This is a genomic window from Pelistega sp. MC2 (assembly GCF_900099475.1).
GTDB lineage: Bacteria > Pseudomonadota > Gammaproteobacteria > Burkholderiales > Burkholderiaceae_B > Taylorella > Taylorella indica.
Genome location: NZ_LT628274.1, coordinates 349,472 through 368,029 on the forward strand (window position 1 = coordinate 349,472; position 18,558 = coordinate 368,029).

Annotated in this window: 11 protein-coding genes; 3 read left to right on the top strand and 8 right to left on the bottom strand. The window is 38.9% G+C overall.

The features are described from left to right. Positions 1 to 126: 126 nt before the first annotated feature. From BQ4443_RS12520 to BQ4443_RS03470, 8 genes are all read right to left on the bottom strand, one after another. The gene (locus BQ4443_RS12520; RefSeq protein ID WP_071058063.1) at positions 127 to 8,391 is read right to left on the bottom strand and encodes a two-partner secretion domain-containing protein; all 8,265 of its coding nucleotides are present in this window, start codon (positions 8,389 to 8,391) and stop codon (positions 127 to 129) included. A gap of 23 nt (positions 8,392 to 8,414) precedes the next feature. Beyond that, complete coding sequence (locus BQ4443_RS03450; RefSeq protein WP_071058064.1) at positions 8,415 to 10,202, bottom strand: ShlB/FhaC/HecB family hemolysin secretion/activation protein; 1,788 nt, start codon at positions 10,200 to 10,202, stop codon at positions 8,415 to 8,417. Positions 10,203 to 10,650: 448 nt separating this feature from the next. Continuing rightward, a complete protein-coding gene (locus tag BQ4443_RS12740; protein WP_218118031.1) occupies positions 10,651 to 10,821 on the bottom strand; it encodes an Abi family protein in 171 nt (56 codons plus the stop codon). A gap of 8 nt (positions 10,822 to 10,829) precedes the next feature. Continuing rightward, on the bottom strand, positions 10,830 to 10,952 hold the full coding sequence (locus tag BQ4443_RS12590; protein ID WP_256330869.1) for a hypothetical protein: 123 nt from the start codon (positions 10,950 to 10,952) through the stop codon (positions 10,830 to 10,832). 579 nt (positions 10,953 to 11,531) lie between these two features. Further along, positions 11,532 to 13,238 (bottom strand): WD40 repeat domain-containing protein, encoded by a 1,707-nt coding sequence (locus BQ4443_RS03455; RefSeq protein WP_083331837.1) that lies wholly within the window; start codon positions 13,236 to 13,238, stop codon positions 11,532 to 11,534. A gap of 18 nt (positions 13,239 to 13,256) precedes the next feature. Then, entirely contained in the window at positions 13,257 to 13,868 is a 612-nt protein-coding gene (ribA, locus tag BQ4443_RS03460; protein WP_143000539.1) for a GTP cyclohydrolase II, read from the bottom strand. Next, entirely contained in the window at positions 13,852 to 15,150 is a 1,299-nt protein-coding gene (locus tag BQ4443_RS03465) for an aminotransferase family protein (RefSeq protein WP_071058066.1), read from the bottom strand. The genes ribA and BQ4443_RS03465 overlap by 17 nt, the downstream gene beginning before the upstream one ends. Before the next feature lies 1 nt (position 15,151). Next, positions 15,152 to 15,562, bottom strand: a complete 411-nt coding sequence (locus tag BQ4443_RS03470; protein ID WP_071058067.1) for an FAD synthase family protein — start codon at positions 15,560 to 15,562, stop codon at positions 15,152 to 15,154. 100 nt (positions 15,563 to 15,662) lie between these two features. Here BQ4443_RS03470 and BQ4443_RS03475 point away from each other — a divergent pair, with 100 nt between their 5' ends. The 3 genes from BQ4443_RS03475 to BQ4443_RS03485 are packed head-to-tail and all read left to right on the top strand — an operon-like array spanning position 15,663 to position 18,554. Then, positions 15,663 to 16,652 carry a formylglycine-generating enzyme family protein gene (locus BQ4443_RS03475; protein WP_071058068.1) on the top strand — a complete coding sequence of 330 codons (990 nt, stop codon included), beginning with the start codon at positions 15,663 to 15,665 and terminating at the stop codon, positions 16,650 to 16,652. Between the two features lie 29 nt (positions 16,653 to 16,681). Then, entirely contained in the window at positions 16,682 to 18,013 is a 1,332-nt protein-coding gene (locus tag BQ4443_RS03480; protein WP_176752447.1) for an MATE family efflux transporter, read from the top strand. Further along, positions 17,976 to 18,554 (top strand): NAD(P)H-dependent oxidoreductase, encoded by a 579-nt coding sequence (locus BQ4443_RS03485; protein WP_071058070.1) that lies wholly within the window; start codon positions 17,976 to 17,978, stop codon positions 18,552 to 18,554. The genes BQ4443_RS03480 and BQ4443_RS03485 overlap by 38 nt, the downstream gene beginning before the upstream one ends. Positions 18,555 to 18,558: the final 4 nt, after the last annotated feature.

Sequence of the window (18,558 nt, forward strand, 5' to 3'; positions counted from 1 at the left end):
CCCTACATTCTTAATAAATTAATTCCCTCCCATACAACAGAAACACCAATTAAAAAAAGAATAAAAAGAACTAATTTCCACAATAAGAGCAACACAGTTCTAACAACAAAAAGCAAATTGTTCATACTAATTCTCTTGATACTTAATGGGTTTATCTTGCATCTTAATATTGAATGATGTTCCCCCTTTCCCTGGCTCTCCTTGCTTGGTTTCCATATTTCTAATCCATATTTTAATTTTATCCCAGTAACCTCTCGCATCATCAAAAGAATGCATGTCATAATCATAAACATCATCAAATAAATGATACTCCCCATTATTTCTTTGTTTTACAGCTATACTTCCCAGAATCGACCAGTTATTTCCATCTAAATAAGATACCCTACCTACTGCTTTACGCTCTCCTTTCCCCAAATTTTCCCAATCCTTAGTTCTAACAAAACTAACACTGGAAGGATCCATCAAAACCACTAAATCAGGATTCGTATTTAACTGATACAATAAATCAGCACTTTTCTTCGTCAGAAGAACCCGCCCCTCGCTAATCGCTTTAGCCAATTGGTCTGCTAGCTCTTGATTTGGAGTAATTTCCCTTTGACTAGGAATTAAATTGCTCCAATGAAACTCTGTCCATTCTGTGTTACTTCCTGCCCTAGCATTAGAGACTCGAATATCAAGATATTCTGGAGATGAGGCAAACTTATCCTTACCCCTCATCAAAGTTACTGAACCGTCTTGTGCTTCTGAAATTAATTCAAGACATAACACAGGATTATTGGCACATACAGAATCAAAAATTTCATCGTTATGTTCGGATATAGCTAAGTACTCATAAAGTATTTTAAGTTTCTCCAAGGGAGAATCTGTTGCTTCATATTTGGAAACCAATGCCTTAGCCTCTTCTTTTGAGAGATAGTTATTCTCCACCGCTCGCTTTCCAAGCTCTGCCGCACTAATAGCACTTGAGGTGCTATCACCCACCAAGCCACCTGCTAATCCACTCGCTAATTGGCTCAATGCTGTGACGGTTTGTTTCTGCGCTTCGGTCAACTCATCTGGGCTATCTTTGTCATACAGTTGCTTAATAATCAGCCCTGCCGCTAACTCTCCTGCCACCGCTCCGGCTGCTCCTGCTCCTGCATGATTACCTGTGGCATAGGCTTCTATGGCACCAAGTAAAGCATGCGCCATCAAGTTAGCTTCTTTATTGACCTGACCGCTCTGGTCGGTCGTTGCCTCTTTAATTAACTTATTCGCATAAGGGGATAGTCCTCCCACCACTGCTTGTCCTACATTGCCCGTTGCAATGCCTTGTAGTACACCCGTGACTGCCCGTACTGCCATCTGAATATCACTTCCTTGTCCATATTGGGCAATGACGGTGTTGGCCTGTGCAAGCTGTGCTTGCGCTTGTGCATCATTAGGATTCTTATCTAAACGCCGTTGGGCTTCTTCCTTATCCTGCTCTGCTTTATCCAAGCGAGGTTTGAGGGCAATCGCCACACTATTATTGGCTATCTCACCAATCACCTGCGCCATCTCTTGACGCTCTCTTGCCTCTGTTATATCAAAACGCTCTGTCTTGGCATTAGCGTTCTGCGTATCACGAGATAGAGCAGTAGGGACTTCTCCTTGTTTAACGGTTAGCTGAATATTATCCCCTACCGCACTTTGGGTAGTAGAGCTATCGGATTGATTCACATTACCCAGCGCACTCAGACCTGCGGCTGCCCCATTGGCCATGTTCTGAGACATGTCGGTTGAAAAACCTCCCCCGATATTCTCCACCTTCACTTCGCTATAGTTATGGATATTTTCTGTGGTGAGCGTACCTGTGCTAAAGTGGTTTTTATCTGCTGTGGCTTGGCTATCCACTACACCACCTTTAAGGTGGGTATTGCCCTGCACGGTAACGTCTAAGCCATCTTTGCCTGCATGTAAGCCACTCTGCTCTTCAACTTGAGCATAATTGAGCTTACCTTTATTCAGGTTTCCATTCACTGAGGCATTAGAGCCGCTACCATAAATCGCTACCGATGCGGAAACACCGGCTTGAACTTGTTTACTATCATAGTGTTGCTCATCTTGTCTGCTTTCTATGGTGAGATTACGTCCCACATCGGCTTGAATGTGGTCAGCATTAACCACGGCACCTTTTAGGTTCGTGTCTTGTCCACTACGAAGTGTCGCCTTATCCGCTTGTACGGTAGTATTTACTTGCGTAACACTATCGCTGTTCTCATGCCCTTTTCCTACTTGGGCAGAGCCTTCCACTCCGAAACCATAGCTACCACCGCTATAGCCTACAAATACCCCTGCACTCCAACCACTATTCTTATTATCACTACGATTACTCATCGTATCTTGTGTCGATAATAAGTTAAGGTCACCTGTCGCATCTAAGGTCGCATTGCCTGCCCTGATGGATGAGCCGATAATATCTAAATCCCCCTCAGTGGTTGTCAAATTCACATTACCTGCACTTAAGGTACTACCTTGGTGTATCACCTGTGTGGTTCGACTATGTGATTCTGATTTTTGCTCGCCCACTGACACGGAGACTTTAAAGTCTGAACTTTTACCTGATTGCACTGCTTGAGCCGCTTTTGAGGCCTCTTGTGCCGCTAATACCCCCTCCTGAGCTGCTTTGATTTCATAAAGGGCTTTTAAACGACTATCTTGTACTTGTTGACTACGAGTGATGCTGTCTCGTGCTTTTATCGCTATATCAGTCACTGGAGAAGAAAGGGATACGGTCAAACCTGACTGTTTAAACTCGTGGTCTTCTGTGCTCTCTATAACGTCTTTACCTGCTTCTACTTTTAAGGTTTTGGCAAGAACATCAATATTTTTATCGGTTTGAGCAATAAGGTCAGTACCTAGAATATTGGCATGATTGCCTGCTACTAAGTGGACATCTCCCCCTAAACTACCGATAGTTGCTCTTGCATCCGATTGGGTTGTCCCCTTTTCATCATACCGATGACTTTCTTTTCGACTACCTATCGTTATGCCCAAACCACCCGAGCTAAAAACACCTGACTGTTTTACGTGTTTTTCGTAATGATCATGATACGTGTTGGTATCCGCTTTAATATCCAGATTATTGCTAGCCATTAGAGTAACATCATTATCCGCTACAATATGACTGCCTGTTGCACTAATATCTTGTGCCTGTACGTAAATCTGGTTGCCACTCAGTAAACTACCTTTTTGAATGCTTTGATCATGTTCTGAGTAAATTGTCTTGGTTTTCTTAGATACTACAGAACCACTCTTATAACGATGGTATTCCGTGAGTGATTGTGTATCTGTCGCACTGTCTAGTGTAATGTTATTTTTTGCTAATAGAGCCAATACCTGATTGGAGGTCAGTTCAGCGCCTTCGCTATAGATGTCATTCCCTGTCAAGGTCACATTTCCCTTGCCTTGTACGACACTCACTACCGAGGTGGTTTTATCCTCAGTTCGACGATGGTCTCCTGTTCCTAGCTTTTCGGAATGACCTGTTTCTAGGGCGGTCATATTTAATAGATTAGCCGCTTGAATATAGGTGTTGCCTTGGCCATCATTAACAACTTCCGCTCCCTTTAGATGAATATCTTTGGCGGCAATCATCATATCGCCGTCACCACTTATTCGTAAGACAGCCTTACGGTCTAAGTTGGTGGATTGACGTTGAAACCCTGCCCCCAGATGAATATCAGAGGATTGAGTAGTGGATTCATGGCGGAATGCTTTACTTGCCTGAATCGCCAGTCCTTTTTCTGCATCAATCTGCCCCCCTAGGTTGCTAATATTTTCTGCCTTTAAAGCGACCAAACTACCTGAGATACGTCCCTGTAGGTTCTGGATAGTGCGACTATTAAGGTTGACAATATCTCGTCCCGCAATAGTCCCTTGATTCACTATTTCATTGCCCAACAAATTCACTTGCTTACCGCCTAAAAGCGCTCCTTGCCCATCAATGTCGCCTTTGCGAGTAACAACATAAACACGAGGGACTAAGACATCAACTTGCTGACCATCCGCTAAAGTAACTCGTTGCGTTTCTAACCACACCATATCAGACGTTAGTTGTGCTACCATCTCCTCGCTTAAGCTAATGCCTGGAGCAAGGTTAAAACGATGTGCAAATGTAATACCATTATCCATCAGGGCCTTATATTGTGTTTCATAGTCATCAAACCCCAGTAAGAACTGACGCCCAGTCAACTGATTAATCTGCTCTCGCACTAACCTTTGCTCATAGTAACCATCACCTAAACGTTTTAGCACCTGATTATGGTCACTACGTAAAGCCGTGTACATATACTCTGAACTTAACCATTTGCGCCAATTCGCAAACGCTGGGTCGGTTTCAATCAAAACATGACTATCCGTTGCTGGGTTGATACGGTAAAGGCTTGAACTCGGTAAACGTGTATCGACTGAAATGCTACGAATTTCCCATTGTGCATTTTCTGTCACTATCGGTTTATTAAGCTGTAATTTATTATCCACGGCTACTGAACGTGCCGCTAAATCCTGGGTAATCTGGCGATAATCATAGTTTTGTCGATATTCCACCACAGGCACAGTAATGGTTTCTCGATTCTCTCTTTGGTAATCTTGGACACCTTTCCATTTTCGTTCGTGATAACGCTTAAATCCACCTCTCCATCGGCTATACGTCCATTGCTGCGTACCGTAGTCTGTCGTAATTTTGATACCTTGCCCATCAATATTGCGAATCGCATGAGACGCTGTTAGTGCCCCGCCTGCTATCACCGTACTTTTATCATTGGTAAACTGACTACCATTAAATGTCATATCCCCACCAGAAAGAATCTGACCTGGCTTACTGGCTACAATTTTGTCTTTTTTTACTTCTGTTTTATTAATTTTTACATCCCAGAAGTCATAATATGTCTTACCTTTAGTAAACTTACTGTTGTGTGCTTCAATCGCGGCATCTAATTGCAGATATTTATTCTCTGTATCGGTAATCCAATCACCATAAGTCGCCATGATCTGCTGACGACGTTTCAGATTATCTTCATATGTCTGTTTAGCTTGCTGATAGTCTTTCTGCCGCTGAGCAAAAGCCTCCTCAGATTCTCCATCGATTCTAGTAGGCTCAATGGGTGCAATTAAATCCTCTTCATCAGGCATATCCGAAGGTAGGCCTTCTGGTTCTGGTGTAGGAGCTTCTATCTCAAAGTAAGCCCATACAGGACTATTTGGTGGATAAAGTGAATCAGGGTTAATCTGACATCCTGTTCCAGCCGCAGGATCTTGGCATATCTGTGTATTTGGAGCTGGTAGTGGATTTCCCTCAAAATCATTATTTGCAGGTAATGTCGTCGGTTCAGCCGTGTCCTTCCAAACTACCTTACCTGCTCGACTATAACTCGCCCATTTTAGCAAGTCCCAACTAATTAACTGATCATCGTCTTTTGGTCGTAAGTAATGACGATAAGTATTATCCACACTATCCAGTTGTATTTCCGTCTTAAAGTAATCATTGCTGTTTACAATATTATTGACGTTTAAAACCATCTCTCTCGCCGCTTCAATCGTTGCACTGCGATTTTGTAAGGTATTAGCTTGCCCTACAGCGTGATGCTCCTCATCCAATGTTTGACCAAAATAGAGGCCTCCATCACTGTAAATAGATGCCCCGCCTTTTTTACCTGGTTCATAAATGGTTGTGTGATTAATGCTATCCTGTACACCAATATCTAGTCGTTGACGAGCAGCAATCACCGCCGAATGTACATCGTCTGTTCGCTCATCTTGGTTACGCAATAAAGCAGCTTGTAAAGCCACATGATCACCATAGATACGCCCTGTTCCTATGTTCTCAATCTGGTTGGCTTTTAAGAGTGTTAGGCTATCATCAGCTACAGAAAAACTATTGATTAGACCTCTATTGACTAAGGAGTTTTGTGCCGTTAGTCGCACATCTTTTGCATTAAAAGTACCTTCTTGCGTGTTTTCTATGTGGTTAGCAGTCACGCTCTGTTCATTTTCTGCTATCCACATTGCCTTATTCAGAATATTGCCACTGGTCACAAAAGAAAGATTGTGTTTCGCTTTAATATCTGTATAAGCCGTAAAATCCGACTGTAGGGTAACGCTTAAATCACCATCGCTTTGCACTTCACCATCACCGCTTAATTGCACGGCTTGAATCGTCAACTGTTCACCGCTTAACAATTTACCCAAGCGATTATTAATGGTTAAATGATTACCATCAATCACTAATGATTTTCCAGTGGCAATCTCTGCTTGCTGATTATGTAGCTCATTGGATAAATGTAATTTGGCGCTATCTCTGGCTCCAATATAACCTTGGTCATTTTGTAATATGGGAGCTGTCAACGTAATATGACCAAGACTGACAATCCCCTTGTCATATTGAGTATTAAGCGTTTTTTGATTAATAAATGTTTTCTGATGAGTATCAAGCGTTACTGACTCTTGGCTTTGGATAAGTCCTTCAGTATTATCAAATTGACCGCTATTAATCACCATGCTTTGCTTAGCACTGATAATCCCTTGGGTGTTATTCACATCACCTTGTTGTGTATCTATGTTGAGTGTACCAAGGACATCCATAATCCCATTGGCATTATTTAACACGGATGTTTGTAGTACCAGTGAACTATTGCTTTCTATAATACCTCGTGTATTATCCAACCCACCTATTAATGCAAGCCTCCAATCAGTGTTACCTGTATATTGCCAAATCCCCTGTGTATTATTCAGTTGATGGGCATTGACAAGATGTTGCTTTGCTTGTAAATGACTTTGTTGCGTCGATAATAAATTTGGGGTTGACCATTGCGCAAGATTTTCCGCATAGGCTGTCACTCGGTTGGTCTGTAAATCACCTTGCCGTGAGATAGCAGTAATGTCATAAGCATTCAAAGTGGCATCGTCTAATGTTACTGTATTCGCTTGAATATCTAACTTACCCTGCGCTAGATGTTGCCCATGCAGCTCCGCTACTTCACTTGCTAACAGTTGCGTCTGTGAGCCTGCCTCGGATAAAGTATCCAACGCTTTGGGCTCTGCACTCTCCATGCTATTAAATACCACACCACTTGCCGATCTTGCCTCATGACTCGCTTTAATCCGCTTTGCTTGATAACGAATGTTACCCTCAGCGAGACTATCTTTGGTCTGTGTAATAGTTTCTTTAGCACTCAATTGGATATTGCCTTTACCTTGTGACTTGCCTTTAGCAATGAGGCTACCATGTTGTTCAATGCCTTGCTGTTGGCTGGTAATCGCTATATCCCCTGCCTGCGTATACATAACTCCTGAGGCTTTGTTGGCAACAGCCTGTTTAGCCTGAATAGTGGCATCTTGCTGTGCACCAATATATCCTGTATTCACTAACTGCCCCTCAGTCGTAATGCTTACTTCGCCTACACTAGCACCAATATGCCCTGCATTACGTACCCCAAGACCATTCTCTGTGCCAACAAGATGAATTTGTCCTGCATACATCCCTCCTAGTTCTGCCACATCAACCGCATAACCAACGGGCTGTGCCGTTTCTTCTCCTGTGTGAATAACCTGTACGGCATCATTATTTTTGGAGACTTTATTTTTCCCCGTGGTAACTTTAAGGTTATTTGCCCAAATACCTGCATTAACCTTCACCTCTTTGGCAATAATATCCGTGTAATCTTGACGGCTTGAATCCATCCCCCTACCAGCAACACTCACCGTCCCTTTTTCAACTTGGTAGCCACTTACCCAACCATTTTCAATTTGAACTTGCCCTGTCGTTAAAGTCGTCCGTCCAGAATTAATAAAACCACATCCCTCGCAATGAATACCACTCGGGTTTGCCACAATCACATCTGCCTTCTGCCCAGCCACTTCTACATACCCTTTTAGCTGGCTAGGACGTGATGCATTGACCTCATTCACAATCAGTTTGGCCTCTCCGCCTGCTAAATAGGGGTTAGCTTGCACCCAACCTCCTAATTCGGTTTGTGCATTTTTACGACTATTATTTAAAATAGCCCCTCGTGTATCTACATCAAATTGTTGGTATTTGTTATATGACATACCTTTGTCATTCGGCGTTTGGATATTCACCTGAGGAATGCCATTAGCGGTCTCCAAAATAACAGGACGCTGGTTAGTAGGGGCAGTATTATCGGCTCGGATTTGTAACTCTTGCGCTTGTGCTGGCACTAAAATAGCACCCAATAAACTATAGAGACCTATCATTAACGGTTTTACTGACCATCCACATACCTTGGAAAACAAAGTAGGAAGACCTATTCCCTCACTTTTAGCCTTGCCTTCTGAAAGAGTAATGTCCGATACAACCACTAAACGCTGTAAAGTCTTGCTGAAGATCACACGATAAAAATGTTTATTCATTGCTTTCTCCTATGCTGTCCCAACTAAAATTGATAGCTAAGATTGAATCCTGTTGTTAGCTTTGATGTCCGAAACCCTTGTGGTTTATCTAATGGTGTACCCACAAACCATTCATAAGAGAGACCTTTCCAATTGCCTCTCACGCCCAATGCCGCACCGATAAGACTATTACCCAACAGCTCCTTGGTATGAGGACCTCCGACATGCCCCGCATCAATCGCAAGATAGACCTCTTGCCCTTTATTCAGCACATTCCAGCCAACTTCATTGCGCCACACCCAACCATGCTCTCCCATAAGTGTTAGCTCACCATCAAAGCCTCGTACGGTATAACGTCCACCAATGCTAAACATATCTTGTAAAATCAACGGCGTTCTATTCCACTGAGCTTGCCAGCTAGACTGAAATTGCCAAGGCTGATTACCCAATGTAAAAGGTTGTTTATAACGAACTGAGGCCGTAATAATACGAGGGCGTGAAGTCCCTTCATCAAACCGTTCTTCCGGAGCAGGAATAGATTTATAGGCTCCCGTGCCTTGCTTATAATTCACACTAAAGTCTAAGGTCGCTTTACCTATATACTCACGATGTGACAGTCCCGCATACCAGCCTGCCATGCGACGACGTTGAATATCTATTTCTGCTCCATCAATATAGTTAGCACTGCGTCGATGCCAAAAACCAAAATTTGCCGTCGTCTTACGTGAGTTATCTCGATAAAGTACACGAGAGACACCTAGATTGGTCGTCACACTCCGACCTGAATATTCATAGTTGGTAAATGCACCAAAAATGGTTTGATAATAGCGGTTTTCACTCATAGAAAAATTAAATAGCCAATTTTTCCAAGGAACAGAATAATACAAACTTCCATTACGACTTCCTCGCCTTCCTGGATCATCACTATGTCTGCGAATACTCTGTGTCCATGACGCATAAAATACATCATTAAGTGAGAATAAGTTTTCTACTGAAGCAGTAGCCCCTGCTTGTAGCCTCCCTGTCGCTTTGCTACCACTATCATCTAATGATAATGTTAGGTGATAGGGAAAATGCTGTTTAAAATCAATCAGTAAATCGCTATCTCCAGGTAATGATTGCCCCTCTTGAGGAGGGACTATTTGAATATTAGCCTCCGTATGAGCTGGTCTTCTTAAATTCTCTAGCCCTTGCTCTACATCACGTATATTAAGAATGTCACCTTGTTCTACAGGTAACGCTGACCATACTGTCCCCCTAAGAGCTTTCTTAGGTTGACTATGATCACGCAAAATAATATGTCTCACTTTGCCAGGTACAACAGTCAGTATGAGTTTCTGCGTGCGTAAATCCTGTGGCTGTGCTAATACTCTTGTCGTTACATAGCCTTTATTGATAATGGCATTCTGGATTCGTTTAATAATTTCACTAATGCCTTTTTCACCTACGCAATATGGAAGCTGAAAGTCTTTGGGGGCGTATACTGCTTTTAATGCCCAATCAAAATCCGTTTTTAAATCGTCTTCAGTAAGTTGCTCAATGGTAGCTGGGTGCTCTGAATGCAGTTCTGTTAGATGTAATTCCTTAATGGGAAAACACTTTTCTTCCTTAGGAAAAGAAATGCTTTTTTCTACGGGTGTTTCAACATGCACTTCTCTATGATCAGCAAATGTGGCTTGCCTAACCTGCTCTTGCGTCTGCTGTAATTGTTGTTGCTGCGCATCTATTTTTTGTTGTTCTGCATGAGAAAAACTCTCACCCGTATTAGCCGCCAAAGCAGAAGCGGAAGAAATCACGCTGCACAGTAATGTATAGGTAGAAATATTGCGCATAACACCCTCTATCGTAATACATTGAAATTAATTGCATATTCACATTCTTACTGTTTTTTTAACTTAAGTAAAGTTCTATTCATTAGTAAAAGTACTAAATTCAGAAAAATATTTCCAATTAAAATCAAACGATAGACTTTCTTTGGTTATTAACTCACTTGTAGCTTATCTACCTAGAAATGAAAAATCCTACTATTACATTAAAATGGGCAACTTCTAGAAATCAAAATGTAATGTTTTTATGTTAACGCTTCTTTTCAAAAAGGATCTTGATACCACGTAGTAGGCATTCCCATATTAAAGAGCGATATTTCTGGGTATTTATCCATGAATGCTGTTAGCTGTTTTGCCCAACTAGATTTTGGGCTAATAGTGTAAAGCACATTTGTAATGCCACAAGAATAGAATAAATACGGCGTTCAAACTGAACGTTATTAAGTTGTGAGTGTTAAGGCGTTACAAATAACCATCTGATTTGTGATGATTGGGGAATTTTAATGGCAATCCCTAACTTTCTATTCCAAAGACGGCTGTGATGAGCGCAAATATTACGAATACTGTTCAATGCTTTTAACCAAGACTCTAAAATTTCAGCATTTAATCCTAAATTTTTAGCAATCCGCTTCTTTAATAAGAAGGATTGTAATAGTGCTGCTGCGCTCGTTGTTCGTCAGGAATGCATAAGCCACGTTTTTTCCACTCAATAATGAGTTCTGCATTACTTTTTTCTGGTTTGTTAAAAGTACTCATTCCAATCCTTAATACAAAAAAACTCGCCGATTTGTGCATTATCAAAGATAAGAGGCATAGCGAGTGTATTGTATAGAACACAATAGAAAACAGTAATAGTTTGCAAGCGTCGATGCATTATATTACGTAGCACCTCATTTGCATTATCCGCTATTATGAAGATAACAAAAAATAATCAACACGGGATTGGTTTCGCAGTAATAGGGATAATATGTACTGTATCTATAAAATTATAGGATAAACAGTAGAAGCGGATTAATTAAAAACGAGGACTCAGGAAATACTTCAAAGAAATTCATTACCTATATTCCTTTCTGAGTGTAGTTGTATTTATCCATGTTTATTTTTTGTCAATTTTCCCATCAATCAATGCAAACATTATTTTCGGAGGAAACTTATACTTGTATACATCAAATTGACTTACTCTAACACTATATGAGGCCGCATAATCCACGAAATTAAGCCACCAGCTGAATTTGTTAAACTGGCGGCTTAATCTCTCTTATCTGGACAGTAGTACTATTTGAGAGAGAAGTTCAAATATTTGAGATAGATTGTAGTTAAATTTCAATAAGCCCCCTAAACATCTACGTGATAAACATGACCATCATACGAAGATGCAACAAACTTCTGTAAACCATCATGCCAGCAGATACTAGAAATTCCTGACATAGAGGGGCGTTGAATATTTCCAATCCATATTTTTTCTGACACATCAAATAAATCTATAGTCCCACCATATGAACCTGTAGCAATAACACTGCCCGTTAATGATGCTGCGATACTTTTGATAGAAAATTTGTGGCGAGAAGGTATTCTATCTTTAAGGTTTAAATCTTCATCCCAAAGAGCCAAAGTCAAATCTCTAGATATTGTCGCAAGTCCTTTCTCATATGCACATATCCCATTCAGTATACTTGTATGTGCTTCATGAATCCTTTTCCTTACACTCATATTCTCTACGCTAAAAGAACACATTTCCCCAGAAGCGCTTCCTGTATATAATTGTGCGTTGTAAAAAGCAATTCCCTTAATAGCATTAGTATGCAAGGTGTATTTTTCAATACCAGATACCTCTCCTGTCTGTGTTAATTCTACAATTAGAATATCGCCTGAATAACATCCAATAGCCAAATATAATGTAGCGTTCTTTACAAATGTTATACAGCAATTTAAAGGAGATGAATGTTTATAAATAAGAGTATTCTTTGTTGTTTCAATGATTTCTCCTGTTTGTCCTCCCACAAAAGTACCGACTGGAGTCACTTTAATAAAATTAGATAAAGATTTTGACCCACAAGAAGTTAGTTTTCCTTGATGAACTACTATACCGGCATCACCAATAGCATAAATTTGGTTGCTATGTACGTCTAGGGCGTTTAAAGATTTTGATGACCGATAATTTTTTAAGTACCACTTATTCTCAGGAAAAGACCATAAAGCATAAGTAGAACCAAATGTACTCAACACTAGATTGCTCTCATCAAGAAAAGCACACGACCTTGCCCATATTGAATTTAAAAAAGAACTATTCTGAATTTCTATCAACTCACCGCACTCGTACTTCCAAACAATAATTTTTTGATCATACCCGAGACTAACAACTTGCTGAGAGTTATAATCAACAACTATCCTTTTTATACCTGAATTATGTGCTTGGTAGTCTGTTAATTTTTTTCCTTCTTGATCCCACAAAGTAATAATCCCCCTGTCATCTCCAGAGAGAAGATTTTTATCACTTAATACAACAATTGCATCAATATCATAATTATCTATTTTGAGCTGAGATACTTGCTGCTTGGCTTGAATATCCCACTCCCTGATAGTACTATCTGTTCCACAGGAAATTATTGATTGAGAATCAACTGACCAATCTATAGACTCGATAAGCCCTTGATGTCCTTTAAAAAAACATATTGACTCTCCTTCAGCAGTAAATAAACCGATAGAACCATCATATGAACAAGTTGCAATATACTTACCATTAGGTGCAAATTTCACTTGCATGACATCATCAGTATGACCTTGCAGTACCGCAACTAGCCTCATTTCAGGGACACTCCAGAGTCTGGCAGAATAATCACTGCTTGCACTAACTAAAAATTTACCACAAGGAGAGAAGTCACAATGATTTACTAGATGATCGTGCATCCCCCTGGAAATAGAGGTTCCCAAGCTAGCATCCCAAAGGATGACTTGGTTATCATAACCTGCGGTGGCTATTAAAGGATGCAATCCTTTATTGTAGACCGATACTCCACTTATAGGCGCAAAATGTTCTATCACTTGAGTCTCCTTGAGATTTCAAACATTATCAAAAAAATGCCCTGTTTTATTGATTTTTGTTTCTATGTATTTTTTGTTTTCTTTACAAAGAAATTTTCTTGTATGAGTTACCTTACTCACACAAATACCATATCTCTCTACTGTTGATACTTTGATTGGGTTATTGGTTAATAAATTAACTTCCTTCACCCCTAGTACCTGTAAAATCTCAGCAGCTACTTTATAGTCCCTGCTATCCTCTGGAAAACCTAAGTAGTTATTCGCCTCAAAAGTATCAAATCCAGATTCCTGCAAAACATATGCATCAATTTTATTGTAAAGCCCAATTCCTCTTCCTTCCTGTCTTAGATAAACTAAAACTCCCCCATATTTTCCCAACAATTCCAATGCTTCTGTTAACTGTTTTCCACAGTCACACTTTTTTGAACCAAACACATCTCCAGTTATACATTCTGAATGAATTCTGACAAGAGTTTGTTTAGGTGTTATACCATCATGCCTCTTGAATACTAAAGCAAAATGCTCATTTCCGTCTGATAAGTTAGAAAAAGAATACAAAACAGCTGTACTCTCTTTTCCCCTAGTGATAGGTAATATGGTACTATTTCTAATTTTAGGTAACATATTCATCTCCGTTGATTTGTGAAATACAAAATAAGAAACGGTTAATTACTTCCACTATATCCTTTTCTTGAATGATTAATGCAGGGTGAATATAAATAATATTGTTTACAATTCTTACTAATAAACGTTCTTTCCAAAAAAGATGCTTTAGCTTAGTACTCAATTTGTTTATCATATCGTAATTCGGACAAATAATTTCCATACTAATCATGGCTCCTACCACAGTGATATTTTGTAGAAAAAACACTTTTGATAATCGTTTCTTTAATTCTAAAAAATACTGTTCTATCTGTTTTCCTTTCTCTACAACATTAAGATCTGTTAATAATTGAATATTTTTTAGGGCAACGGCACATCCGACTGGATGTCCCGAATAAGTACCTCCATGAATGAATTTTTTTTCATTTCCTTGCCCAAAGGCTGCCCTTATTCTTTCTGTTGCAACCGTAGCACTTATAGGGAAATATCCGCTAGATATCCCCTTTGACAACACTAAGATATCGGGAGATATATTCCAAATCTCAGAGGCAAACCACCTTCCAGTTCGCCCAAACCCTGTAAATACCTCATCAATAATCAGAAGGATATCGTATTCTTTACAAATATCTTGCAATTTACTCCAAAAGTAAATATTTAATATGTTAACCCCTCCCGACACCGTTATAGCATCAATAATAAGTGCTGCAATATTATGGCTACCTTCAAGATGGATAATATCAAGGAGATTCTGAAACCATTGATCTAATTCTGCATTGGATAAATCACTTTCTAATATAGATGGTTTGCTAATTTTGATATTGTCTGGGAGTAGTCCTCTGTAAACCTCCTCCATGGCAGTTATTCCACAAATGCTTGTTGCTCCTATAGTCGACCCATGATAGGAACCCTCTACATAAAGAAATCTCCTCTTTGTTGGATGTCCTATATTTCTATGAAATTGGACTGCCATCTTCATAGCAGTATCAATGGCCTCCGAACCGCTATTTAGGAAATAAGAGTAGCTATTACCATGAATAAATGGAGTCAATTCATTCAGTTTTTCTGCAAGAAGAATACTAGGATCCGTATAAAATCCATCAACTAAAGGAAAAAAAGAAAGATTCTGAGCTGAACGTGACATTTCTTTGACCAACACAATATTTCCATACCCTATTTGAGTCACACCCAATATACCTGCTACACAATCTATAAATGTACTTTTATCAATTTGAACATGCACTCCTTTTGCGCTAGTTACTTTAGCTGACTGAGTATATGCATCCATATTGCCATGACACCATGCCTTCATACTATCGCTCCAAAATCTTATTAATGATTTGTGTTGTTGATATATTTTTTGTTCTTTCTAAGTATATGACCTCACAATAATTATTCAAATAATCAAACGTTCCTTCCCAATCATTTCCCATGACTAAAATATCAGCTCCATATTTTTTTATGTATTCTTTTTTTCCTTTAATATTTATGTATCCACCATAATTTTCCTCTAAAAAAACTTCACTTACATGACAGATACTCTGAACCATTTGAATGCGTTGCTCTTGAGGAATAACAGGAATAGTGTTCTTATTCCTGTAACTTAATTCATCTGTTGCTATTCCGACAATAAGCCTCCCTAGCTGAGACGCCCTAGATAAAAAATTTATGTGTCCGACATGCAACAAATCAAAAGTACCAAAAGTAATAATATTCTTTCGCATAATAGTCCCTTTTACCCTCTTTTATTTTTTTTTGATACTAGTTATACTGAACATATTTAAATCTGAAAATAAGCAAAAACCATTATAATTTGGAGACATTATGAAGAAAGTTATTGCAAGAAAATGTGATGATGCCAAGGTTGGACGACATTTTGATGCTATCTTGACCATCCAAAGAAACTCTTATATCCATAAAGAAGTCCTGAATATAAGAAAGACCAAAAACAATCAAGGAAATGAGTTTTTAAAAAAAATGTATCAATCAAACGATCTTTCCGAGGTTATACATTACGCAAGGTTATTGAGTCTTCTAGGAGACCCCAGATTAAATCCAGGAGAAATTCCTAACATGGTTTTTATTAAGGGAGGAGAAGCAAAAATAGGGATTGATGAACAGGATATTCAAAAAATTGTTGAAAAGTATAGCTGTGTTGGTGTGCTAGAAGAATGGATTATGAAAGAAACACCAAAACATTTGCGAACTATTGATGACTTCTGGATGTCAATTTATCCCGTTACTAATTTAGAATATTACCTTTTTTTGCTAGAAAATTATGATGCAGAAGTCCCGTCATCGTGGACGTTTGGTAGTTTCCCTATAGAGAAATCTAACCATCCCGTGTATTCTATAGGATTTGAATCTGCTCTAAAGTATTGTTCATGGCTTTCCAAAAAAACAGGTAAAACATTTTCATTACCAACTGAGTTTGAATGGGAGTGGGCTGCAGGCCAATCACTTAGAGAATATCCTTGGGGAGATACCTATTCTCCGGAATATGCTAATACTGCAGAATTAGGAATAATGTCTACAACTCCAGTTGGTTGTTTCAAATTAGGGGCCACTCCAAACGGCATATATGATTTGGCAGGAAATGTTGAGGAATTGACCATTTCTGACTACCATCCTTATCCAGAAGGAAAATTCATTGTCGATGACTTGGTGACAAATGATGGTTACCGCTACAAAATAACTAAAGGAGGATGTTTTAGTAGATTCTCTGATCTTTGTAGAGTGTCTAGAAGGCACGGTGTAAAAAGCAGTGATGGAGTAGATAGGTATGCAGTAGGCTTCCGTATTATCATGAAATAATAAGAGATTAATACTCTATGAGAAGATATTTGTCAGATATTTTTGTATTTAATAAACAAGCAATGTCCGTGATGTTATCTCTACTAGCATCCTCTATCTACGGAGTTGTTGACATTTATTTCATTTCATTGCTTGGAACTCATGAGTTGGCTGCAGCAGGGATTATAAGTCCTTTTGTATGGTTATTTAACACCATTGCTAGTGGATTCGCTTTAGCTGTCTCTATTTTTACTACAAAATACCAAAACTCCTCTCAATTCCTAAAACAGATACTCCCTCCTTTGTTCTCAGGAATCTGTTTCTTGTGCATAATAGCACTATCGCTCTATTTTATCATTCTTCATAAAATTATTGAAAGTTTTTCGGAGAGTTTACTCACGGTCAAACTAGCACAAACATATTTTCTTTCGTGGGTTATATCATATGGAGCAACCTTGTTGTTTTTTGCAGGTGCTGCAATGATGAGAGTTATTGATATGTACAAACAACAAACAATAATTATCATTTTCTCTTGCATACTGAACATTTTTCTATCGCCCATTTTGATGTTTCATCCAATAGGTCTAGGAATTTCCGGGGCGGTATATGGCACTGCACTATCACAATTATTCGCAGTTGTACTTTTTGGTTATTACATTACCAAAAATCATTCTTATTCTTTTGGGAAGCATCAAATACAAATTGAGATGCTTATACAAAAGACACTCTTCCTGTTGAGAACTGCCTTAGTCACGGTAACCTCCTCTATATTCTGGCCCATATCAGTCTTAATATCCACCTATTATATAGCTAGATTAGGCGATGCTGAAATAGCAATGATGGGAATAATTTCAAAGATACAACCTTTGATTATGACTCCTTCGTTTGCTATTTCTATAGCTGCAAGTGTCGCTATCAGTAAGTCTTTTCAAAACAGGAAAATATTAGAAATAAAGAAATATTTTTACATGGCAGTTTGCTTAATTATTGCATGGCAGTCTGCATTCGCAATAATTTTATTATTAGGGAAGGATACGTTCTCTATAATTATATCTTCATATAATACCAAAGCTATAGAATTATTAAGTTTTTTTCTATGGACTATTCCAATAACGGTAGCTGGACGAGGGATGATGTTTCTATTATCTCAAACACTACCGGCACTGAATAAAGGGAGACAATCTTTATTTATTGACTTTGCGTATATTATATGTTTGCATACTGCTTGTTACTTAGTAGGCTTTTTATTTCAAGATTTTTTAATCGTCATAATACTACTGTCTATTTTTAATATAATCGGGGCAGTCATTTTCGTCGTTGTAATGAATAAACTTAGGAGAGATTATGCATTTATTGGTTATTTCAGGGAGTCAGCAATATAACGGGGCATCTGATTCAGTAGCAAAAGTAATTTGCCAGCAAGCAAAAACTCATTTCTTTTGTGAATATTTGAAACTGCTAGATTACCCAGAACTTGCATGGAAATGCTCTTATTCTGAAGAAGAAATGACAAAAAGGGAGACTCTATTAAAAAAATTTCAACAATCTGATGCAATCGTTATTGTTGTCCCTGAATATTCGGGAATGACTCCTCCTGTTGTGAAGGATTTTTTTATGGGTATTACTGCGCATGATGTAGGTTTCAAACCTGCTCTATTAGTAACTGTCTCTGCTGGGGTGGGAGGAAGTTATCCTGTTTTTGAACTTAGGGGAAGCGCAACAAAAAACAACAAACTGATATTTACACCTAATCACCTTATCATCAGAAATGTCTCAGATTTTTTAGATAATCTTGATACATCAAATGTAATTTATAACAGAATGATTCATAGTATTGAAGAGCTATCTCTCATGGCGAAGGCAATGTCACGAATTAGAACTGATTTATTAGAGCTAAATAATCTATTCCCTTATGGCATGTAGGTAT